Consider the following 21,697-nt stretch of genomic DNA (forward strand, 5'->3'; position numbering starts at 1 on the left):
AGCGCCGTCGATTGAATATAGGAGCGGCGTCCCGCCGCGAGCTCTTCTGGATCCCGGCATATCATTGAAGAGCTCGCGCCGGGACGGCGCTCCTACAGGAAGATCGGTCGATCCAGGGGCATCGGTGAAATCAGCGCTTCGGCTTGTCCTTCCCTACGTCGCTCGCGGGAGGCACCGCGCGTTCGAACCGACGGAATAGCGCCAGCACCACCACGCACATCAGCGACGCGCCCAGCGCCAGCAGGTAGTTGCCCAACCCGGCTGCGATACCGATGGCCGCCGCCATCAACAACGAACTGGCGGTGGTAAGGCCATGCACCTTATCGCTCTTTCCCGATCGCAAAATGGCGCCGGCGCCGACGAAACCCACCGCCGCAACGACGGCTTCGATCAGTCTCACCGGATCGACCCGCAGCAGTTCGCGATATTGCTCGTGCGAAAAATGCTGCGCGATCACGTCACCCAAGCCGACGATGAGCGCCGCCGCCCCGCTGATCAGCATATGCGTGCGCAATCCTGCGGCGTGCCGGCCCATTTCACGCTCCAGGCCCAGCACCCCACCCAGCAGCATGGCTGCGGCAATCCGCACCAGAATCCATAGATCCTGTTCGATCATGGTGCTGAATCCGGTCATCTCGCATCACCCAGGCGATGATTGGGCAGGGAAGCGACATGGTCACTCAATGCGGCCGCGGTCATGAATGCTCCGGAAGTAGGTGCGTATCCCGGGTGTAAGCCATGGCGCATGCGTCCGACGTGAAAAATCATGCTGCTCCGGATTTTTCGCACCCGTGTCGTTCATCGAAATGCCCGTCCGCTGATTTGAATGGACTTGAGCGCATCGGAAGCCCGAGGGCTTCCTGTTTTTAGGAGAATCTCGATGGATGTGCTCGTTTCAGGTGCCTAAGGTGAGTGCCCCCCTGAAACGATGATTCACGATGAACTTCAGAGCATTTCTTTCCGCGGCGCTGCTACTACCGATATCGACAGTTGCCCTTGCCCAGTACACGGGGCCCAGCGCAGTCCGTTCGGCCACGACAGCCGAAGCAGCCAGCAAGGCGGCCGACAACACGCCCGTGGTGCTGGAAGGCGTGCTGGCAAGCCATATCGGCAATGACACCTACGAATTCAAGGATGCCAGCGGCACCGTGCGCGTCGAGATCGACCCGGAGGATTTCCCGCTCGGCACTCCCATCGAAGCCACCACCCCAGTGCGCTTGATCGGCGAGGTGGAGAAGGATTGGGGCAAGGTGGAAATCGACGTCGAGCGAATGGAAGTTTTGAACTAGGGCCGGTTACACGAGGGCCAATGCGCATCTGCATCCGGATGCGGCATTCGCCTTCGTACCAAAGATGTCCATGGCGTAGGGTGCGCCATGAGTATCACCGCGACACCGAATTCGTCACACCGGCCGCAGCAACCGCAATCCGAACCAGTCCTTGGGATCGTTCCATTCCTCGGCCACCGCCAACCCCGCCGCCGCGGCCAGTGCCGCGAAACCGCCCCTGCTGTATTTATGACTGTATTCGACCCGCATGGCTTCATCCTGGCCGAACCGGAAAGCGCGGCCGGCGACATGTACTTCCTGCGCACGCAGGCTGACCAGAAACGTTTCGATGCGGCCTTGTTCGCGAACATAGCGGGCGCAATGGCGAAAGCCGGCCAGGTCGAAGTCGCAGCCCAATTCGCGATTCAAACGCACCAGCAGGTTGAGCGTGAATTCCGCGGTGACGCCGGCCGCATCGTTATAGGCCGCTTCGATCAGTGCCGGATCCTTCTGTAGATCGATACCGATCAGTGCCCGCCCGTCCTGCCCCAGGATGTGGCGCATTCCCGTCAGGATATCGACGGCTTCATCGTGCGTGAAATTGCCGAGCGTGGAGCCAGGGAAGAACACCAGCGTTCGCCGAGCGGGCCGTTTGGCTCGCGGCAGCGGCACGGATCGAGTGAAATCCGCGCAGACCGGAAGCATCTCGATGAAGGGGAAGGTGCTCATCAGTCCTGTGGTGGTGGCCTCCAGCGCGGTAGGCGAGATTTCCACCGGCGTATAAGCCACCGGCGCGCGCAAGCCGCGCAACAGCTGCCGCGTCTTGCGGCCACTGCCGCTGCCGTACTCCACCACATGCGCGCCGGTGCCGACCGCGTCGGCGATGGCCGGCATGCGCGCGTCCAGCAGGGCCTGCTCTACCCGCGTGAGGTAGTACTCCGGTTGCCGGGTGATCGCTTCGAACAGCTCCGACCCGCGATGGTCGTAGAAGTACTTCGAGGGAATCCGTTTCGGCGAGCGCGACAGACCGGACAGCACGTCTTCCAGCAAGCCGTCCGCTGGCGGTTGCAGATCGGTGAGCGACGACATGCGGGGGCGAGGGATCGCGGCGTTCATGCCACCTCCTTGGCAAGGCGCGCACCGGAGAACTGCCAACGAGCCGGCGGCGGGAAGAAGTTGCGATAGCTCGCACGGATGTGATCGCGCGGTGTGGCGCAGCTGCCGCCACGCAGCACCCATTGGCCGCACATGAACTTGCCGTTGTACTCGCCCAACGAACCCGATAGCGGACGGAAGCCCGGGTAAGCGGTGTACGCGCTGGACGTCCATTCCCACACATCGCCGAACAACTGGCACAAGCCCGCGCCGTGCGTGGCCAGCGCCTGCGGATGCAGCGCGGCGGTTTGGGTGTCGGCGAAATTGCCCGCGATGCTGGCGCCGGCCGCCGCCTGTTCCCATTCGGTCTCGGTGGGCAAGCGTGCACCGGCCCAACGCGCGAAGGCATCGGCTTCGAAGTAGCTCAGGTGGCAGACGGGCGCATGCGGGACCAAAGGACGCCAGCCGCCCAGCGTGAACTCGCGCTCGCGGTCCTCGCTCCAGTACAACGGCCGCTGCCATCCTTGGGCACGTACCTGCTCCCAGCCTTCGCTCAGCCACAGGTCCGGCGTCCGGTAGCCGCCGTCGGCGATGAACTCCCGGTACTCGCCATTGCTGACGGGCCGACTGGCCAGTGCATGCGCCGGCACCAGCACACGGTGCCGCGGGGACTCGTTGTCGTACGCAAAAGCTTGTGATTGCGGCCAGGGCGCGGCGCCGATCTCAATGATGGCTTCATCGCGCGCGACCCATCTCAACGGCACGGCGTGGCCGGGATGCGTGGGAAGATCGCCACGATAGACCGGCGCCAGCGGGTTCGACCAGAACGCGTGCTTGATATCGGTAAGCAGCAGTTCCTGGTGCTGTTGCTCGTGGTGGGTTCCCAATAGCAGCGTACGTAGATCGTCTTCCCGAAGATCGCCATCGGCAAAGCGCCGCTGTACGCGTGCGTCGATCTGCGCGCGGTAGTCCAGCACCTCGATCAATGTTGGCCGTGACAGCAATCCGCGCCGCGGCCGCGCATGGATGGATCCAGCGCTCTGGTAGTAGCTGTTGAACAGATAATCCCATTGGGCGTTCACCGGTACGTAGCCAGCGCGCGTGGAAAGCACGAAGCGCTCGAAGAACCAGGTGGTGTGCGCCAGATGCCATTTGGCAGGACTAGCGTCGTCCATGCTCTGCACCATGGCGTCTTCCGGCGACAACGGTGCCGCCAGCGCCAGGCTGGCCGCGCGGACGGCGAGATAGCGCGCAAGCAACGTCCGCGGCTCGGCGACGCCGTCGTAGCTCATGCCGGCAGGGGCAGTGGACCCAAGCATCGAACGAGCATAGGAGACCAATGTGAAAGCATTGTTATGCGGTTTCGCCGTCGCTTATGCGTACGCGCTTCGCTCTACGTTCTAGCCGCCAGCCGCAACCCCCGTGGCGTGAGTAGACGCTGCGCCACATCCAGCACACCCTGCACCAGCAACGCCAACACTGCCGCCGGCACGGCGCCTTCCAGAATCAAACCAATGTCATCCAGACGAATACCGGTAAGAATCGGCTGACCATAGCCACCTGCGCCGATCAGCGCGCCCAAAGTGGCCGTGCCGACATTGATCACCGCGGCGGTTTTGATGCCCGCCAGAATCGTTCCCAGCGCCAGCGGCAGTTCCACTCGCCATAGCCGCGTTCGCGGTGGCAGGCCCATCGCGGCGGCGGTTTCGCGCAACTCCAATGGAATGCCGGTCAGTCCGGCATGGGTATTGCGCACGATAGGCAGCAAGCTATACAGAAACAGCGCCGCGATGGCGGGCTTCGCCCCGATGCCGAACAGCGGAATCATGAAGACGAACACCGCCAGCGAAGGCAACGTCTGCAGCAAGCCGGTCGCCGACAGGACGGCTTGTCCCAAGCGTGGCTGCCGCGCGGCCAGCACGCCCAGCGGCAAGGCAACCAACAACGCCATCCCCAGCGATACGGCGACCAACGCCAGGTGTTCGAAGGTGCGTTGGAGGATTCGCGCCGCACGGCCGCGTGTTTCCGGCGCGGCTACCCCCAGCCAGTCGGCGGCAACCGCGGCTTCGGCCTCACGGTCCAGCTTCACCCTGGCGTTGAGCTGCCGCATGGTCGAGGCGTCCATCCGGCCGGCCAAATCCTCCAAGGCAAGCACCCAGGCTGGCGCACGCTGCGCCAGGTCCGCGCGATACAGATATACCGCTTCATAGTCGGGGAAATAGCCACGGTCGTCGACCAGCACTCGCAGCTTGTAGCGAGGAATCTCTGCGTCGGTGCTGTAGAGATCGGTCACGTCGATAGCGCCGCTGGCCAAGCCGCGGTAAGCGAGATCGTGGTCCAGGCCATCGGCTCGCTGCGGCAGGTTATAGGCGGCGCGCAATCCAGGCCAGCCATCGGCGCGCGACAGGAATTCGTTGCTCAGCCCAACTTTCAATTGCGGATGCGCGGATAGATCCGAGATCCGCGCAATACCCAGCGCCTGCGCACGTTCGTCGCGCATTCCCAACGCGTAGGTATTGTCGAAGCCCAGTGGCTCCGTCATCGCCAAGCCACGCTGCGCCAACGCGCGGCGCAACGCGTCGCGGTCGGCACCTGGCATCTTCAGCAGCTCCTCGGCCAGCGTGCCGGTGTATTCGGCGTATGCGTCGATAGCGCCGGTTTCCAGCGCGCGCCATAGAATGCGGGTGCCTCCCAGTTGCCGTTGATGCTCAACCGTCACGCCCGCTTGGCGCCCGACGCCCGCGCCGATCTCGCCCAGAATTACCGCTTCGGTGAAGTTCTTGGAGCCGATGATTACCTTCGCTGGTTTCTGTGTTTGCGCCAGCGTCGGGCAAGCGCAGAAGCAGGCCAACAGAAACGCTGATATCCATGTGAGTAGACGTCGCTTCATGCGTCTTCCCGCAAACGCCGCTGCGCATTCATGAACTGATGCACGAATGGATCGGCCGGCACATCCAGCAGCTCATCGATACCACCCTTCTGCAATATCTTGCCCGCCCGCAACAGCACCAGCGTGTCGCCCAGCCAGACGGCTTCGGCCACATCGTGCGTCACCAGCACCACGGTCTTGTTCAAGAGCGCGAACAGTTCGCGCATCTGCGTTTGCAGATCATGGCGAACAATCGGGTCCAAGGCCCCCAATGGCTCATCCAGCAACAGCACCGCCGGGTCCAGCATCAACGCACGGATCAAGCCGACCCGTTGGCGCTGCCCGCCCGAGAGTTCCGCGGGATAGCGCGATAGCGCGGCGAACGGCAACTGGCACAGTTCCGCCAGCTCACGCAGGCGTGCTTCGATCCGCGATGTTTCCCAGCCCAGCGTGCGTGCCAGCAACGCTGCGTTGCTGGCGCCCGTGAGATGCGGAAACAGTCCACCCTCCTGGATCACATAGCCGATACGCCGCCGCTGTTCCAACAATGTCTCGCGTCGCAGCGGCACGCCATCGAAGCGTACTTCGCCGGCATCCGGCCACTCCAGCCCGATCAGCATGCGCAATATGCTGGACTTGCCCGCGCCGCTTGGCCCAATCAACGCTGTCGTCTGTCCTGCCGCAATGGACAGGTCGATGGCGTCCAGCGCGATGATCGCGCCGTGGCGCTTGCTTACGTGTCTTAGCTCGAACATCGGATGAGCTTAGCGCCCTTGGCCGGTGTTTTGGATCGTCGCGTGCGCCGTGCGCACGGCCGGTGACACTTCGGCGTCGTGCGCATAGCGCACGCTATATGCATGCGGGCTCTTGTAGGAGCGCCGTCTCGGCGCGAGCTCTTCCTGCCATGCCGCGAGCTGACAGGAAGAGCTCGCGTCGGGACGACGCTCCTACGGGAGCTTCTCCTACGGAAGACTCTCCTATAACGGCGAACGCCGCCAGACCAGGCAACGGTTGTTGGCTGGCATCGCCACATCCTCGATCAGCTGCAGATCGATATTCCGGGCCAACGTATCCACTGCCTCGAAATCGCGGATGCCCATGCGTGGATCGCGCGCGCGCAGAGATGCATCGAATTCACGATTGCTGTCGCTGGTGAACGCTCCGCCATAGTTGAACGGCCCGTAGATGACGAGCGTCGCGCTGTTCGCAAGCACCACATCCAATCCACGGAAGAACGCCTGTACTTCTTCCCAGCTCATGATGTGCAGCGTATTGGCACTGAACACCGCATCGAATTTCATGCTGGGCCATGGACCCGCTGCGACATCCAGTTCAAGTGGCGGTGGTGTATTAGGCAGTTGCGCTTCGTCCAGCCACTCACGGATGCCTGGCAGATACGATGCCCGATCAGAGCATTGCCATATCAGGCCCGGAATGGCCTGTGCGAAATACACGGCGTGCTGGCCGGTGCCACTGCCGATCTCCAGTACTGTGCGTGCGGCGCTGAAGTGGCGAAGTAGAACGGCCAGGATGGGATCGCGGTTGCGATCACTGGCGGGTGAGTGTGGCTTCATAGTGGGAGTGGTACCGGCATGCCGGGACCGGTGAGTCGCGACGTTGATGTTTCCGGTCGCGACTCACGTCGCTCCCACAAGGAAACCGTGCGTGCCTCTGGCGCCTTCCTGTCAGACATGACACATCCCTCAATGTGGAAAAGCGCTAACCACGAATACGCACATAAATACGCTTTCCCGTGCCGCCGTCGCCGCCCCGCTCCTGTATCTCGAAATGCTTGGGATGCTGCTTCAGCAGATCGCTGAGTTTCTTGTGCCCATACAATCGCGGATCGAAGTTGGGGCGAATCTTGTTGAGATAGCTGCCCATGGTGCCGAGGAACGCCCAGCCCTGGTCGTCGGAAGCTTCTTCGATGGCCTGGCGGATCAGGTCGAGCGGCAAGGCTTCGGACTTACCAGCCGGTTCTGGCGCTGGCACCGCGGTAGGTTCGGCGGCGGCTACGGGCGTGCTTTTCTTGGCTTTGGCCTTGGGCTTGGCGGGCTCTGGAGCGGACTTCACGGGCTTTGCCGGCACCACCACCGGCGTCTGTGCCCGCAGCACTTCGGTATAGATGAATTTGTCGCAGGCCTGCACGAACGCGTCGGGTGTTTTTCGTTCGCCGAAACCGTAGACGGTCAGCCCTTCCTCGCGCAGGCGCTGCGCCAGGCGGGTGAAGTCGCTGTCGCTGGATACCAGGCAGAAGCCGTCGAACCGATTGGTATACAGCAGGTCCATCGCGTCGATGATCAACGAACTGTCGGTAGCGTTCTTGCCGCTGGTGTAGGCGAACTGCTGGACCGGGCTGATGGAATGCTTCAGCAGTGCCTGCTTCCATTGGGTCATGCGGGTGCTGGTGAAATCGCCGTAGATGCGCTTCACGCTGGCCACACCGTACTTGGCCACTTCGGCCAACAGGCCTTCGATGGCGGTCGGCGGCGCGTTGTCGGCATCGATCAGTACGGCCAGTCGCCGCTGTTCGTCATCGGATTCCGGTTTGCCGCTGGGACGTGATTTCATGGCGAGCTCCGCTGCCGTTGTGCAACGGCGATTGTGCACCACATCGTATTGGGCGACGCGGTTTGCCGACTATGTCGGCATCCTTACAGGCGCGAAGCATCGATCCTTTGTCCATGACCGCCGTCACTTGACGGGCATGCGTCCGGCTAAGCACAGTGCCAGATCCAGTCTCCTTGCCGGAACCCTCCTTGTGCAGCGACGCGACTTCCTGAGTTTTTCCGGCCTGAGCCTGGCCGGACTGATCCTGCCGCATACGCGCCTGATAGCGGCCGAAGCCTTGATGGTGCCGATGGACGTGGCCGCCAAGAAAATCCTGGCCGACGCCGCGCTGACAGCCGCCACCCACGCCGGTGCCAGCTATTGCGACGTACGCGTCGGCCGCTATCTGCGCCAGTCGCTGATCACCCGCGAAGACAAGGTGCAGAACGTAGTGAACACCGAATCGGCCGGCGTCGGCATTCGCGTGATCGTCAACGGCGCCTGGGGTTTCGCCGCCACGCATCAGACCAAACCCGATGCGGTCGCCGCCGCCACACGCCAGGCGGTCGCTATCGCCAACGCCAATGCGGGGCATCGAAGCCAGCCCGTGCAACTGGCCCCGGTGAAAGGTGTGGGCGAAGTCGCGTGGAAGACCCCGATCAAGAAGAACGCGATGGAAGTACCCGTCAAGGAGAAGGTCGAGCTGCTGCTGAGCGTCAATGCCGCCGGGCTCAACGCCGGCGCCAATTTCGTCGCTTCGCGAATGTTCCTGATCAACGAACAGAAGTATTTCGCCAGCACCGACGGTTCCTACATCGATCAGGACGTGCACCGCATCTGGCTTCCGTTCACCGTCACCGCCATCGACAAGGCCAGCGGCAAGTTCCGCACCCGCGATGGCCTGTCCGCGCCGATGGGCCTGGGTTACGAATATCTGGACGCCGACCCCGCCGGAAAGTTCGCGCTGCCGGGCGGCGTGGTCGGCTACGGCCGTTCTTACGACGTCATGGAAGATGTGGTCGCGGCGACCAAGCAGGCGCGAGCCAAACTGACCGCGCCATCGGTCAAGCCCGGCAAGTACGACCTGGTGCTGGACCCGTCCAATCTGTTCCTGACCATCCACGAGAACGTCGGACATCCATTGGAACTGGACCGCGTGCTCGGCTACGAGGCCAACTACGCCGGCACCAGCTTCGCCACCCTGGACAAGCGCGAGGCCGGATTCCGCTGGGGCAGCGAGATCGTCAACTTCACCGCCGACAAGACCGAGCCGGGCAGTCTGGGCGCGGTCGGCTACGACGACGAAGGCGTCAAGACCAAACGCTGGGATCTGGTGAAGGACGGCGTGCTGGTCAACTACCAGGCCACCCGCGACGAAGTGCATATCCTGGGCGAATCCGAATCGCACGGCTGCAGCTATGCCGATTCCTGGTCCAGCGTGCAGTTCCAGCGCATGGCCAACGTGTCGCTGGCGCCAGGCAAGAACAAGCTGAGCGTCGCCGACATGGTCAAGAACGTGGAGAACGGTATCTATATCCACGGCCGCGGCTCTTATTCGATAGACCAGCAGCGCTACAACGCGCAGTTCGGCGGCCAGCTATTCTACGAAATCAAGAACGGCCAGATCACCCGGCAGATCGAAGACGTGGCCTATCAGATCCGCACACCGGAATTCTGGAACGCCTGTGTGGCGATCTGCGACGAAAGCGACTACCGCCTGGGCGGGTCGTTCTTCGACGGCAAAGGCCAGCCGAGTCAGGTGTCCGCGGTCTCGCATGGCTCAAGTACCACGCGCTTCAATGGTGTGAATGTCATTAATACGGCGCGCAGCTTGGGGTGAGCGGATGAAGTCGGCTGCGACGCAGCCTGTGAAGTCGCGCCGATGGCGCTGGCAATGGAGAAGAGTGTAGCCACGCACGCGCCAGGCACTGCATTACGCCGCTTTTGCCATTAACAGCACCGCAGGTGCGACTTCACCCTTCGCAGCGCCGCAGGTGCGAATTCCCTCTTATATGCCAAAAGTCATTTGACGGCTTCTCCACTGGAGCGCAAGAATCGGGACTGCATGCTGTTCTGCTTTCCTGCATGCGCGACGTGTTCCATTCCAGCTCAGTCCAGTTCGTCCCGCGCGTTGACGCGGGCTTCACCGGTGGAGAAAAGCCTTGCAAAGACGTGACTTCCTGGCCCTGAGCGGCCTCAGCCTGGGCGGCCTGATCGTGCCGTCCTTCCTCGGGCAGGCCATCGCCGCCGAGCAACTTCAATCGGTGTTGGATGCCGGCTTCAAGAAGCGGCTCGCCGACGCCGCACTGGCCGCTGCCAACCAGGCCGGCGCCAGTTACTGCGACGTGCGCATCGGCCGCTATCTGCGCCAGTTCGTGATCACCCGCGAAGACAAAGTGCAGAACGTGGTGAACACCGAGTCCACCGGCGCCGGCGTCCGGGTGATCGTGAATGGGGCGTGGGGCTTCGCCGCCACCAACCAGCTGACCGCCGAAAACGTGGCCAAAGCGGCGCAGCAGGCTGCCTTGATCGCCAAGGCCAACAGCAAGAGCCAAACCTCGCCGGTGCAGTTGGCGCCGGTGAAAGGTGTCGGTGAAGTGTCCTGGAAGACGCCGATCAAGAAGAACGCGATGGAAGTGCCGCTCAAGGAGAAGGTGGACCTGCTGCTGGGCGTCAACGCCGATGCAGTCAACGCTGGCGCCGATTTCGTCAACTCCATGCTGTTCCTGGTCAACGAGCAAAAGTACTTCGCCAGCACCGATGGCTCCTATATCGATCAGGATGTGCACCGGATCTGGGCGCCGATGACGGTTACCGCCATCGACAAGACCACCGGCAAATTCCGCACCCGTGACGGGCTGTCTTCGCCGATGGGTATGGGTTACGAGTACCTGGACGGCGCCGCCTCAGGCAAGGTAGTTTCGCCCAATGGCGTGATCAACTACGGCCTTTCCTACGATATGAAGGAAGACGCCGTCGCCGCCGCCAAACAGGCGCGCGCCAAGCTGACGGCACCCTCGGTGAAACCCGGCAAGTACGATCTGGTGCTGGATCCATCGCACACCTGGCTGACCATCCATGAGTCCATTGGCCATCCGCTGGAGCTGGACCGCGTGCTGGGCTACGAGGCCAACTACGCCGGCACCAGCTTCGCCACGTTGGACAAGCGCCAGGAGAAATTCCAGTACGGCAGCGATATCGTCACGGTGTTCGCCGACAAGGTGCAGCCGGGCAGCCTGGGCGCGGTCGGCTACGACGATGAAGGCGTGAAGACCAAGCGCTGGGACCTGATCGCCGGCGGCAAGCTGGTCGATTACCAGACCATCCGCGATCAGGCCCACATCCTGGGCAAGAACGAATCCGACGGCTGCTGTTACGCCGACTCCTGGTCCAGCGTGCAGTTCCAGCGCATGGCCAACGTCTCGCTGGCACCGGGCAAGAGCAAGCTGGGTGTGGCGGACATGATCAAGGATGTCGAGAACGGCATCTACATCATCGGCGATGGTTCGTTCTCCATCGACCAGCAACGCTACAACGCGCAATTCGGCGGCCAGCTGTTCTACGAAATCAAGAACGGCCAGATCACTCGCCAGATCGAGGACGTGGCCTACCAGATCCGCACGCCGGAATTCTGGAACGCCTGCGCCGCGATCTGCGACGACAGCGATTACCGCCTGGGCGGTTCGTTCTTCGACGGCAAAGGCCAACCCGGACAAGTGTCGGCGGTGTCGCACGGTTCCAGTACCGCGCGCTTCAACGGCATCAACGTCATCAACACCGCCCGCAGTCTGGGCTGAGCAAATCTCGTAGAGCGGAGCTTGCTCCGCTGCTTTGTTTTGCTTTTTTCCCAACATTAGAACGAAGAGCAGCGGAGCAAGCTCCGCTCTACCAGGAGATATCCAGAACATGAGCATCTTCACCGAACAGCAGGCCAAGGCCATCCTGGACAAGGTCATCGCGCTGTCCAAGGCCGACGAATGCACCGCCCAACTCACGGGCTCCATCGACGGCAACATCCGCTTCGCGCTGAACAACATTTCCACCAGCGGCATCGTCAGCAACGCCGATCTGGCGGTACAGGTGGCCTTCGGCAAGCGCATGGGCACGGCCAGCATCAATGAGTTCGACGACGCCGCGCTGGAACGCGTGGTTCGCCGCGCCGAAGATCTGGCGCGCCTGGCGCCGGAAAACCCGGAGTTCATGCCGGCCATCGACAAGCAGACCTACACCGCCAGCCCCACCTTCAGCGATTCGACCGCCGCCATCACGCCGGAATTCCGTGCCCAGGTGGCAGCGGATTCCATCGGTCCCTGTCAGGCGGAAAAACTGATCGCCGCCGGCTTCCTGGAGGATGGGCAAAGCTTCGTCGCCTTCGCCAACAGCAAAGGCAACTTCGGCTATCAGAAGGCGACCAACTTCAACTACACCTGCACGGTACGCACCGAAGACGGCCGCGGTTCCGGCTGGGTCGGCCGCAATCTGAAGGACGCCAGCGCGTTCAAGGCCGACAGCGACGTCCGCACCGCCATGCGCAAGGCCACCGAATCGGCCGAAGCCAAGGCACTGGAGCCGGGCAAGTACACGGTGATCCTGGAACCGGCCGCCGCCGCGGGCCTGATCTCCTTCATGATGAATTTCTTCGATGCGCGCCAGGCTGACGAAGGCCGCAGCTTCCTGTCCAAGAAAGGCGGCGGCAACAAGCTGGGCGAACAGGTCTACGACCCGCGCGTGAACATCACCGCTGACCCCTGGCACCCGGACGCCGCTGTGCTGCCGTGGGACACCGAAGGCCTGCCGCGCGAGAAGATGGCGGTGGTCGAAAACGGCAAGATCGCCAATCTTCAGTACTCCCGTTTCTGGGCGCAGAAACAGGGCAAGCGCGCGATCGGCGAACCGGGCAACCTGCTGATGTCCGGCGGCACCAAGTCCACCGCCGAACTGGTGAAGAGCACGCAGAAGGGCATCCTGGTCACCCGCACCTGGTACATCCGGATGGTCGACCCGCAGACGGTGCTGCTGACCGGCCTGACCCGCGACGGCACGTTCTACATCGAGAACGGCGAGATCAGATACCCGGTGAAGAATTTCCGCTTCAACGAATCGCCGGTGATCATGCTCAACAACATCGAAGAACTCGGCAAGCCGGTGCGCGTATCGGGCGACGAATCTTCTTTCGTGATGATGATTCCGCCGATGAAACTGCGCGACTTCACCTTCACTTCGCTGTCGGATGCGGTGTAGTCAATGATTCACGGTAGGAGCGCCCCATGGGCGCGAGCTTTTTCAACAGGTTCATCGTGAAGAGCTCGCGCCCATGGGGCGCTCCTACCTTCGCAAGACAAGCTGCAGGCCGTCCATGAACCGCTCGCAATTCCTCCGTCTGATGACCGGCGGACTCGCCGGCGCCTTGCTGGCCGGGCCAATGCGCGCAGCATCGGCAGCAACCGCGGAATACGACTTCTGGTTCACCCGCCTGAAATACGACTCCGGCGACTGGGACGTGGACGCGCGCATGCCGGCCAATCTCATCACTTCGTTGATCGACTACACCAACCTGCGCGTGGACCCCAAGGAGCACGTGCTGTCGCTGTCCGACCCGCGCATGCTGACCGCGCCCTTTTGCTACCTGTCCGGGCACAAACTGGTCGAATTCAACCCCGCCGAACGCCGCAACTTCGAACGCTACATCCGCAACGGCGGCTTCGTCTTCGTCGACGACTGCAACCACGATATCGACGGCCTGTTCGCCAAATCATTCGAAGCACAGATGGCTTCCATCTTCGGCGCCAAGGCGATCAAGAAGCTGCCCAAACAACACGCCATCTACCGCAGCTTCTTCGTCTTCGACGGCCCGCCCGCCACCGGCTTCGAACTCAATGGCTGGGGCGACGACCTGGTGCACGACTACCTGCAAGGCATCGAAATCGACGGCCGCCTGGGCGTGCTCTACAGCAACAAAGACTACGGCTGCGAATGGGACTACGACTGGCGCAACAAACGCTTCCTGGCCGAAGACAACACCAAGTTCGGCGTCAATATCGTCATGTACGCGTTGAATAGCTGATGGTACGGGAATGGGGAATCGGGAATGGGGAATCGATGGCAGCTGGCCTAGTTCTGCCGACTCCCAGCGGCACCCAAGCAACCCGTTACGCCAAAGACGCTTTTGCTTTTTCTTTTGCTTTTTCTTTTTCTTTTTCTTTTTCTTTTTCTTTTTCTTTTTCTTTTTCTTTTTCTTTTTCTTTTTCTTTTTCTTTTTCTTTTTCTTTTTCTTTTGCTTTTGCTTTTGCTTTTGCTTTTGCTTCTGCTCTGGCTTTTGCCTCCTTGCGCCTTAAAGCGAGCCGAGCACCACAGCCTGACGCGGCCGCAGAGGCGCCCTTGTCCGAGCGCAGCGAGTTTGGGCGCCGTGCCGCGCCAGGCGAGGAGCACAGGGCACCGATGCGGCTCCATCGCATCGGCGAGTGTCCGGCGCAAACGGTTTTGGTTACTTTTGCCAAGACAAAAGTAGCTCGCGCTTCAGCGCGAAAGCTTTTGCTTTTTGCTTATGCCTTCGCTTCAGCTTTGGCTTTGGCTCCTAAAACTTCTTTTAATCGGCGAGCCCCTCATGACTAACGAATCACCCCTCACCGAATCCGACCTCCAACAACAGCTAACCCGCCTAACCCACCTCCGCCAAGCCATCGCCCAAGCCATCGTCGGCCAACAAGACGTAGTCGAACAACTCCTGATCGGCCTACTGGCCGGCGGCCACTGCCTGCTCGAAGGCGTACCCGGCCTGGGCAAGACACTGCTCGTCCGCTCACTGGGCCAGGCGCTGGAACTGCAGTTCCGCCGCGTGCAATTCACTCCCGACCTGATGCCCAGCGACATCCTGGGCACCGAACTGCTGGAAGAAGACCACGGCACCGGCCACCGCCACTTCCGCTTCCAGCCAGGCCCCGTCTTCACCAACCTGCTGCTGGCCGACGAACTCAACCGCACACCGCCCAAGACCCAGGCCGCGCTCCTGGAAGCGATGCAGGAACGCACGGTCAGCTATGCCGGCACCACCTATCCGTTGCCGGCGCCGTTCTTCGTCCTGGCTACACAGAATCCTTTGGAACAGGCCGGCACGTATCCGCTGCCGGAAGCGCAGCTCGACCGTTTCCTGTTGCACATCCGCGTGGACTATCCCAGCGAGCAGGAAGAACGCGACATTCTGGCGCAGACCACCGGCAGCCATAGCAGCGCGGTACCGCAGGTCATGCACGGCAGCGAAGTGCTGGCGCTGCAGGCGCGCGTGCGCGACGTGCATCTGGGCGAGGATCTGCTGGCCTGGATCGCACGGCTGGTACGCGCCAGTCGTCCCGGCGGAGTATCGCCAGAAAGCGCGGTACCGGATGAAATACGCAAGTACGTCCGCTGGGGCGCTGGCCCGCGCGCCGGGCAATCGCTGGTGCTCGCAGCCAAAGCGCGCGCGCTGCTGCACGGCCGGCTGGCGGCCACGCGCGAGGATATCGTCGCCTTGGCCGCACCGGTGATGCGCCATCGATTGCTGCTGTCGTTCGCCGCCGAAGCCGAACAGAAGAGCGCCGATGACGTGATCGCCGCGCTGTTGCGCAGCGTGCCTTTCACCCGCGCCTGAGCGGCTTTAGCGCATGCCGTCGCCGTACGATCCGATACCGCCGCAGGTACGCAGCCGCTTGAAAGACCTGCGGCTGACATCGCGGCGCGCGGTTGGCTTGCACGGCATCGGCCTGCACCACAGCCGCAGCCGCGGTGCCGGTTTGGAGTTCGCGCAGTACCGCGCGTATGAACCCGGCGACGAGCTACGCCAGATCGATTGGAAACTGTACGCGCGTTCGGACCGTTTCTTCGTACGCGAAGCCGAGCGCGAAAGTCCGCTGACGGTGTGGATACTGATCGACGCCAGCGCGTCCATGGCGCAGCAGGATGCCGCCCGTCGCGGTTGGTCGCGATTGCATGCGGCCAAAGCACTGGCGGCATGCATCGCCGAATTGGCGTTGCGGCAAGGTGACCGCTTTGGCTTGGTCGCACTGCAAAGCGAAGGGCTGCGCCTCGCACCGCCCGGTGGCGGTGCCCGCCAGCGCGACCGTTTGTTGTTGGAGATGCATGGGCTGGACGCGCAGGGAGAATTTCCCAGCACCGAACGGCTGACGCCACTGTGGGAACGCATCGCCGCCGGCGACCTGGTGATACTGCTTGGCGATTGCTTCGACGAAGCGGGCATCGCACTGGCCGAACGGTTGGCAGCGGCGCGACGCGAAGTGTTGGTGATCCAGCTGCTGACCGCGGAAGAACGCGACTTTCCGTTCAAGGGCGGCCATCGATTCCGCGATCCGGAAACCGGCGAAGAGTTGCTGGGCGACGGCAACGCGATGCGCGGCGAATTCCTGGCCCGCTTCGGCGAAGCACAGCACGCGCTGGACGCCCGGCTGGACGCCAGCGGCATTCGCCACGCCCGCTATTTCCTGGATCAGGAACTGGATCAGCCGCTGCGCCGATTGTTCGGCGCACGGGACGCGGCAGAGTACGCATGAACCTGGCGCTGCTGCTGCCCGTCGCGCTGGCCGCGCTAGCGGCGCTGATATTGCCGCTGCTCATCCACCTGGCACGGCGCAGCGAGCAGCGGCCCACGGACTTCGCCGCGCTGCGCTGGTTGCGTCAGAAAGCCAAACCGCGTCACCGCATCCGCTTCGACGAATGGCCGCTGCTGCTATCGCGCCTGCTGCTGTTGGCGCTGATGGCCTTGTGGTTGGCGAAACCGGTATTGTTCGGCAGCGCCAGCGATGCGCCGTGGGTGATTGCGGTGCCTGGAGTGGACCCGTCGCAGTTGCGCGCGGCCATCAGCGAAAACAATACAGAGCAGCGCTGGCTGGCGCCGGGTTTTCCGCCGCTGGATCAGGCGCCACCCATCGGCACGGTGCCAATCGCCAGTTTGTTGCGGCAATTGGATACCGAACTGCCGGCATCGGCCAAGCTGACTGTGTTCGTACCGGAGCAGCTGTCCGGCGCAGACGCGCAAAGACCGGTGCTGTCGCGAACGGTCAAGTGGCGCGTACTGCCTGGCACTATGCCCACCGGCGAATCGCCACGCATTGCACCACCTTCGCTGAGCGTGCGGTATGCCGCGGGCCGCGAGTCCGCCGTGCGCTATCTGCGCGCCGCTGCCGCTGCCTGGCTTCCGGCTCCGCCGGCAACAGCGCAAGTGGATAATTTTTCCGCCGCCCCCGTCGCGCAGCCGCTGGCCGCGGACGCACGACACCTGGTGTGGCTGGCGCCGGGCCCGTTGCCGGCATCCGTTCTGCAGTGGATAGAGAACGGCGGCACCGCCTTGTTGGACGCGCAAGCCAAAATGCCGGCCACCATCGTCACGACCGTACGCTGGCGCGATACGCAAGGTGCGCCGCTGGTCGAAGGCGCCGCGTGGGGTCGCGGCCGCGTGCTGCGTTTCACTCGGCCGTTGCGTCCATCAGACATGCCATCGCTGCTGGAAACGGACTTCCCGCAACGATTGCGCACGTTGTTCGACCCAGCGTTGCCCGCGCCATCGCGGGTCGTCGCGCGCGATTACGCACCGCTCACCGGCGGTGCGTCGTATCCGCTGCCGCCACGCGATCTGCAACCTTGGCTGGCGCTATTGATCGCGCTGGTGCTGCTGGTCGAACGTTGGCTGGCGAGCCGCACCAAGCGGGCGGTTGCGCCATGAACGCTTCCGCGCTGCACTCGCTACAGACGTCCGTGCGTAAACGCTTTGTCGCCGACGTCGTAATGACGTGGTTACCGCTGGTCATCATGGTTGCGGCGCTGGCGTGGCGCTGGTTGGGTGCAGGCCCCGCTTTCTTGGTGGGCATTGCTGGCGCCATCGCACTGACTGCGCTCGCGCTGGGCCGAGCACGCCGTTACGACAACCATTGGATTATCCGTGCGCTCAATGAGCGTCGCCGGGACTTGGACGACAGCGTCGATCTGCTGTTCGCCGATAACGTCGCGCTGAGCTCACTGAATCCCCTGCAACGATTGCAGCGCGACCGCCTGCAACAGCGCTTGGCTGCACATCCTGCTCCCGATCTACGTGCACCCTGGTCTTGGCGGCGGATCACCGCGACTTGGCTGGTGAGCATCGTTGCCATTGCCAGCATTCTGCTTTGGCCGTCGCGCGAAGCCACGCGGACCGCTGCTTTGGCTCCCAGCGAGGAAACCGCGCCTGTCGTTGCGGGCGTGCCGCGACTGGTGGGACAGCGGCTGCGGATCGCGCCGCCGGCCTATACCCGCCTGCCGGCGCGCGACGAAGACAGCCTGGCTGCGCGCGCGCCACAGGGTTCGACTTTGCAGTGGACACTGCGTTTCGAACCGCAACCCGCGAGTGCCGATTTGGTGTTTCATGACGGCCGCCGTGTCGGCCTGATCCGCGAGGGCGATCTATGGACCGCGCGCGACAAGCTGGACAAGTCGACGCTCTACCGCGTCGTCCCGCAAGGAACCGCTGCAAACGCGCCGCGCCTGCATCGGCTGGATGCGGTCATCGACCGGCCACCGCAGATCAAGATCCTGGCGCCGGACCGCAGCCTCAGCCTGGTAAGCGCCGGCCAGCGCGTGTGGCCCTTGTCGTTCGAAGCCAGCGACGACTACGGCGTAGCGGCCACCGCATCGCTGCGGATCACGCTGGCGCAGGGCACCGGCGAAAACATCACCTTTCGCGAGCGCACGCTGTCGGTCGCCGGCCGCGGCAACGCCACAGTGAAACGCTTCGACGTATCGCTGGACCTGGCTGCGCAAGGTCTGGCGGTGGGCGACGATCTGGTTGCGCAGCTGAGCGTGAGCGACAACCGATCGCCGCACCCGCAGTGGGTACGCAGTTCCAGCCTGATCCTGCGCTGGCCCTCCGATCTTGGCAATGAAAGTTCAGGCTTGGAAGGCTTGGTGAAGAAGGTCATGCCGGCGTATTTCCGCAGCCAACGGCAGATCATCATCGACGCCGAAGCTCTGCTGAAGGAGAAGCGCAAACTCAGCACCGAACGCTACCTCCAGCGTTCCGACGAGATCGGCGTGGACCAGCGCCTCCTACGCCTGCGCTATGGCCAGTTCCTGGGCGAAGAAGCCGAGGGCGCACCCAAGCCGCCGCCGACCAACGATGCCGAAGAAGCGCATGCTGATGAAGATCACTCTGACGAAAAGCACGCCGATGAAAAGCATCACGAAGGCGATGGGCATGATCACGAGCCGCCGATAGCCGCGACTACCGACGATCACGATCACGATCACGATCACGGCCATGCGGCGGACGAGCCCAGTCCCGGCTTCGGCCGCGAAGCCGACGTGCTGGAAGAATACGGCCACACTCATGATCACGCGGAAGCGGCCACGCTATTGGATCCGGAGACCCGAGGCATCCTGAAGCAGGCGCTGGATCAGATGTGGCAATCGGAACTGAATTTGCGCCAGGGTAATCCCGACGCCGCACTGCCGTACGCGTACAAGGCGCTTGAATTCATCAAGCGCGTACAGCAAGCCAGCCGTATCTATCTGGCCAAGGTGGGTCCGGAACTGCCGCCCATCGATGAAAGCCGCCGCTTGAGCGGTGATCGCGCGGGGTTGGCGCGCCGCGTCTTGCCATCCACCGCGGCGACCGATCCAGACAAGACACCTGCAGAACTCTGGCTTGCCTTGGCGGACGCACCGGTTTTGGCAACCGATCAAAGCGCGGATCTTGATGCGCTGGAACGCTGGCTGCGCCAGAACGAAGCGCGGGTGCCGGATCCGCTCGCGTTCGTCGCTGCCATCGACGCGGCACGCAATGATCCACAGTGCGAAGCGTGCCGCCAGCAGTTGCGCGCGCTGTTGTGGACCGTCCTGCCGCGCCCACCGGCGCAGGTACCGCGCCGTGCGGAAGGCGATGCGACGGGTCGCCGCTATTTGGAAGCGTTGCAGCGCGAGGAAGCACCATGACAGCAGAGATCGTGAATCTGTCGTGGATGCTCGGCGCACTGTTGGCCCTGGCGGTCCTGCTGGCTTGCACTCGCCTGATCCGCTGGCAGCGGCGTGCGCCGGTAACGTCCCGAAGCCGATCATGGCGTTTGATGTTGCTGCTGATCGCGCAGCCGGCAAGCGCGCTGTTGCTCTACTTCACTCTGCTGCCGCCCACGCTGCCAACCCAGGCGGGCACGATGATCGTCGCGACCGCGGGCGCCGCCTCACCACCTGCACATGCCGGAGATCGCGTCATCGCGCTTCCGGAAGCACCCGCGCTGGCCGGTGCCGAACGTGTGCCGGACCTTGCCACCGCGCTACGACGCTATCCGGGTACCCGCCGGCTGCACGTCGTGGGCGCCGGACTGGAAGCGCGTGATCGCGAAGCTACGCACGGGTATTCGCTGCGCTTCGATCCGCCGCCAATGCCGCGCGGCATGGTGCGGCTGGACATCCCCGAGGCTGTCGCAATCGGCAGCACCTTTCGCGTGGGCGGCAAGGTCGAAGGCGTGACGCGGGGTTTGGTGGAACTGCTGGATCCCGCCGGCCGTCGTATCGATTCCGCGGCGCTGACGGACGGTGGCGAGTTCGCAGTGAACGGCACGGCGCGCGCCGCAGGTCCGGCGACGTTCCTGTTGCGTGTGCGCGATGCTCAACGCGCAGTCGTGGACACCGTCGAAGTACCGCTATGGACGCGCGATGAAACACCGCCGCGATTGCTGCTGCTCGCCGGCGCGCCGAATCCAGAATGGAAGTACCTGCGCCGCTGGGCCACCGACGCCGGGCTATCGCTGCACACGCAGATCGGCGTGGGCGGCGGGCTGCAGCTGGGCGATGCGCCGTTGGCGTTGAACACCGCCGATTTCGGCCGCTTTGACCTGGTCGTGCTGGACGAACGCGCCTGGGCATCGCTCAGCGAGCGCCAACGCGCCGCATTGGGCGAGGCGGTGCGTGCGGGGCTCGGCATGCTGTTGCGAGTCGGAGGCTCAATGCCTGAAGCGACGCGAAGGCAGCTGGGCAATCTTGGCCTTGCCGTTAGCGGCGGCGGCGATGCGGCGCCGGTTACGCTGGCGAGCACGGCCAGCGATGAAGAAGCGCCTTCCAACGATATCGACACACCTGACCGCTCATCGGAAGCTGATGCCGCGGCGCCCACGTTGAACCGCCGCACGCTACGCGTCGCATCGACCGACGCCGTACCCCTGCTGCGTGATGCAGCGGGAACGGCATTGGCTTACTGGCGCGCGGAAGGTCGCGGCCGCGTCGCGGTATGGCCGCTGACCGACAGCTTCCGGCTGTCGCTCTCCGGCCGCGACGATCTTTATGGTGCGCTATGGAGCGATGCCTTCGGAACGCTCGTGCGCGCGCACCCAGGGCTCACCCCGCGAATCGACCGGGATGCGCGTGAACAACAGCGCGTGTCGATTTGCGGTATCGCAGAGGGTGCCGAAGTTACCGTTCCCGGCGGCGCGGCCACGGTGCTGTTGTCCGATCCCGCCAGCGGTATTCCGCCTTGCGCCGGCTACTGGCCACGCCAGTCGGGCTGGCATCTGTTGCGACAAGGCGAACGCACTTGGCCGTTCTACGTTCGCAACCCAACTGCAGCGCCCGGCCTACACCGCGCGGCGTTGCGCGAAGCCACGCTGAACCTGGCCGGAGAAAAAACGTTGGACCAAGCGACACGATCGTCGGCTGCCTCACCGGAGCGCCGCGGTTCACCCTGGCCTTGGTTCTTCGCGTGGCTTTCGATCAGCGCCGTGTTGTGGTGGTTCGAACGATCGCGCTGGGGCCGGCACGTCGGCCACGAATGATGCAACGTAAACGTAGGATGGGTCGAGCGCAGCGACACCCATCACCCGCGCCATGCAATCCGAGCCGATGGGTCTCGCTGCGCCCAATCCATCCCACGCCCTGATTTCCGACCACCGGTCAGCGTAAAGCGGAA

Annotated in this window: 18 protein-coding genes; 10 read left to right on the forward strand and 8 right to left on the reverse strand. The window is 63.4% G+C overall.

The genetic code is table 11. The features are described from left to right. Positions 1–130: 130 nt before the first annotated feature. The gene (locus tag AB6O04_RS05835) at positions 131–634 is read right to left on the reverse strand and encodes an MgtC/SapB family protein (protein WP_368562893.1); all 504 of its coding nucleotides are present in this window, start codon (positions 632–634) and stop codon (positions 131–133) included. 304 nt (positions 635–938) lie between these two features. On the opposite strand from AB6O04_RS05835, the gene AB6O04_RS05840 reads away from it, so the two are divergent. Further along, positions 939–1,289, forward strand: coding sequence for a NirD/YgiW/YdeI family stress tolerance protein (locus AB6O04_RS05840; RefSeq protein WP_368562894.1), 351 nt, complete (start codon positions 939–941; stop codon positions 1,287–1,289). A 114-nt stretch (positions 1,290–1,403) separates the two neighbouring features. Here AB6O04_RS05840 and egtD read toward each other — a convergent pair whose 3' ends face one another. The 6 genes from egtD to AB6O04_RS05870 all read right to left on the reverse strand — a co-directional run bounded on the left by egtD (position 1,404) and on the right by AB6O04_RS05870 (position 7,803). Beyond that, positions 1,404–2,384, reverse strand: a complete 981-nt coding sequence (gene egtD / locus AB6O04_RS05845; RefSeq protein WP_368562895.1) for an L-histidine N(alpha)-methyltransferase — start codon at positions 2,382–2,384, stop codon at positions 1,404–1,406. Continuing rightward, positions 2,381–3,682 carry an ergothioneine biosynthesis protein EgtB gene (gene egtB, locus AB6O04_RS05850; protein WP_368562896.1) on the reverse strand — a complete coding sequence of 434 codons (1,302 nt, stop codon included), beginning with the start codon at positions 3,680–3,682 and terminating at the stop codon, positions 2,381–2,383. Before egtB ends, egtD begins: the two co-directional genes overlap by 4 nt. Before the next feature lie 74 nt (positions 3,683–3,756). Continuing rightward, positions 3,757–5,253: a glycine betaine ABC transporter substrate-binding protein gene (locus AB6O04_RS05855; RefSeq protein ID WP_368562897.1), complete on the reverse strand. Its 1,497-nt coding sequence runs from the start codon at positions 5,251–5,253 to the stop codon at positions 3,757–3,759. Beyond that, positions 5,250–5,987 (reverse strand): ATP-binding cassette domain-containing protein, encoded by a 738-nt coding sequence (locus tag AB6O04_RS05860; RefSeq protein WP_368562898.1) that lies wholly within the window; start codon positions 5,985–5,987, stop codon positions 5,250–5,252. The genes AB6O04_RS05855 and AB6O04_RS05860 overlap by 4 nt, the downstream gene beginning before the upstream one ends. Positions 5,988–6,209: 222 nt before the next feature. Then, entirely contained in the window at positions 6,210–6,806 is a 597-nt protein-coding gene (locus AB6O04_RS05865) for a DUF938 domain-containing protein (RefSeq protein WP_368562899.1), read from the reverse strand. A gap of 145 nt (positions 6,807–6,951) precedes the next feature. After that, positions 6,952–7,803: an NYN domain-containing protein gene (locus tag AB6O04_RS05870; protein ID WP_368562900.1), complete on the reverse strand. Its 852-nt coding sequence runs from the start codon at positions 7,801–7,803 to the stop codon at positions 6,952–6,954. Positions 7,804–7,993: 190 nt separating this feature from the next. Here AB6O04_RS05870 and AB6O04_RS05875 point away from each other — a divergent pair, with 190 nt between their 5' ends. From AB6O04_RS05875 to AB6O04_RS05890, 4 genes are all read left to right on the forward strand, one after another. Then, on the forward strand, positions 7,994–9,622 hold the full coding sequence (locus tag AB6O04_RS05875) for a TldD/PmbA family protein (RefSeq protein ID WP_368562901.1): 1,629 nt from the start codon (positions 7,994–7,996) through the stop codon (positions 9,620–9,622). Positions 9,623–9,944: 322 nt separating this feature from the next. Further along, positions 9,945–11,579, forward strand: coding sequence for a TldD/PmbA family protein (locus AB6O04_RS05880; RefSeq protein WP_368562902.1), 1,635 nt, complete (start codon positions 9,945–9,947; stop codon positions 11,577–11,579). A gap of 109 nt (positions 11,580–11,688) precedes the next feature. Next, entirely contained in the window at positions 11,689–13,023 is a 1,335-nt protein-coding gene (locus AB6O04_RS05885) for a TldD/PmbA family protein (RefSeq protein ID WP_368562903.1), read from the forward strand. A gap of 115 nt (positions 13,024–13,138) precedes the next feature. Then, positions 13,139–13,846, forward strand: a complete 708-nt coding sequence (locus AB6O04_RS05890; RefSeq protein WP_368562904.1) for a DUF4159 domain-containing protein — start codon at positions 13,139–13,141, stop codon at positions 13,844–13,846. An 85-nt stretch (positions 13,847–13,931) separates the two neighbouring features. Here the strand turns inward: AB6O04_RS05890 and AB6O04_RS05895 are convergent, their stop codons facing one another. Beyond that, a complete protein-coding gene (locus tag AB6O04_RS05895; protein ID WP_368562905.1) occupies positions 13,932–14,279 on the reverse strand; it encodes a hypothetical protein in 348 nt (115 codons plus the stop codon). Positions 14,280–14,386: 107 nt separating this feature from the next. Between AB6O04_RS05895 and AB6O04_RS05900 the strand changes: the two genes are divergently transcribed. From AB6O04_RS05900 to AB6O04_RS05920, 5 genes are read left to right on the forward strand one after another with little or no spacing between them, the layout of a single operon-like run. Next, on the forward strand, positions 14,387–15,406 hold the full coding sequence (locus tag AB6O04_RS05900) for an AAA family ATPase (RefSeq protein ID WP_368562906.1): 1,020 nt from the start codon (positions 14,387–14,389) through the stop codon (positions 15,404–15,406). A 13-nt stretch (positions 15,407–15,419) separates the two neighbouring features. Further along, the gene (locus tag AB6O04_RS05905) at positions 15,420–16,322 is read left to right on the forward strand and encodes a DUF58 domain-containing protein (protein WP_368562907.1); all 903 of its coding nucleotides are present in this window, start codon (positions 15,420–15,422) and stop codon (positions 16,320–16,322) included. Continuing rightward, entirely contained in the window at positions 16,319–17,491 is a 1,173-nt protein-coding gene (locus AB6O04_RS05910; RefSeq protein ID WP_368562908.1) for a BatA domain-containing protein, read from the forward strand. Before AB6O04_RS05905 ends, AB6O04_RS05910 begins: the two co-directional genes overlap by 4 nt. After that, positions 17,488–19,731 (forward strand): hypothetical protein, encoded by a 2,244-nt coding sequence (locus tag AB6O04_RS05915; protein WP_368562909.1) that lies wholly within the window; start codon positions 17,488–17,490, stop codon positions 19,729–19,731. The genes AB6O04_RS05910 and AB6O04_RS05915 overlap by 4 nt, the downstream gene beginning before the upstream one ends. Then, entirely contained in the window at positions 19,728–21,563 is a 1,836-nt protein-coding gene (locus AB6O04_RS05920) for a carboxypeptidase regulatory-like domain-containing protein (RefSeq protein ID WP_368562910.1), read from the forward strand. The genes AB6O04_RS05915 and AB6O04_RS05920 overlap by 4 nt, the downstream gene beginning before the upstream one ends. Positions 21,564–21,697 lie beyond the last annotated feature (134 nt).

The sequence above is a fragment of the Pseudoxanthomonas sp. UTMC 1351 genome (genome assembly GCF_040948865.1).
Classification (GTDB): domain Bacteria; phylum Pseudomonadota; class Gammaproteobacteria; order Xanthomonadales; family Xanthomonadaceae; genus Pseudoxanthomonas_A.

Bases quoted from the DNA above. Each gene is read 5' to 3' on its own strand.
- AB6O04_RS05900 (WP_368562906.1), top strand. From the start codon at position 14,387: ATGACTAACGAATCACCCCTCACCGAATCCGACCTCCAACAACAGCTA.
- AB6O04_RS05905 (WP_368562907.1), top strand. From the start codon at position 15,420: ATGCCGTCGCCGTACGATCCGATACCGCCGCAGGTACGCAGCCGCTTG.
- AB6O04_RS05885 (WP_368562903.1), top strand. From the start codon at position 11,689: ATGAGCATCTTCACCGAACAGCAGGCCAAGGCCATCCTGGACAAGGTC.
- AB6O04_RS05855 (WP_368562897.1), bottom strand. From the start codon at position 5,253: ATGAAGCGACGTCTACTCACATGGATATCAGCGTTTCTGTTGGCCTGC.
- AB6O04_RS05870 (WP_368562900.1), bottom strand. From the start codon at position 7,803: ATGAAATCACGTCCCAGCGGCAAACCGGAATCCGATGACGAACAGCGG.
- AB6O04_RS05840 (WP_368562894.1), top strand. From the start codon at position 939: ATGAACTTCAGAGCATTTCTTTCCGCGGCGCTGCTACTACCGATATCG.
- AB6O04_RS05910 (WP_368562908.1), top strand. From the start codon at position 16,319: ATGAACCTGGCGCTGCTGCTGCCCGTCGCGCTGGCCGCGCTAGCGGCG.
- egtD (WP_368562895.1), bottom strand. From the start codon at position 2,384: ATGAACGCCGCGATCCCTCGCCCCCGCATGTCGTCGCTCACCGATCTG.
- AB6O04_RS05860 (WP_368562898.1), bottom strand. From the start codon at position 5,987: ATGTTCGAGCTAAGACACGTAAGCAAGCGCCACGGCGCGATCATCGCG.
- AB6O04_RS05890 (WP_368562904.1), top strand. From the start codon at position 13,139: ATGAACCGCTCGCAATTCCTCCGTCTGATGACCGGCGGACTCGCCGGC.
- egtB (WP_368562896.1), bottom strand. From the start codon at position 3,682: ATGCTTGGGTCCACTGCCCCTGCCGGCATGAGCTACGACGGCGTCGCC.
- AB6O04_RS05835 (WP_368562893.1), bottom strand. From the start codon at position 634: ATGACCGGATTCAGCACCATGATCGAACAGGATCTATGGATTCTGGTG.
- AB6O04_RS05915 (WP_368562909.1), top strand. From the start codon at position 17,488: ATGAACGCTTCCGCGCTGCACTCGCTACAGACGTCCGTGCGTAAACGC.
- AB6O04_RS05865 (WP_368562899.1), bottom strand. From the start codon at position 6,806: ATGAAGCCACACTCACCCGCCAGTGATCGCAACCGCGATCCCATCCTG.
- AB6O04_RS05920 (WP_368562910.1), top strand. From the start codon at position 19,728: ATGACAGCAGAGATCGTGAATCTGTCGTGGATGCTCGGCGCACTGTTG.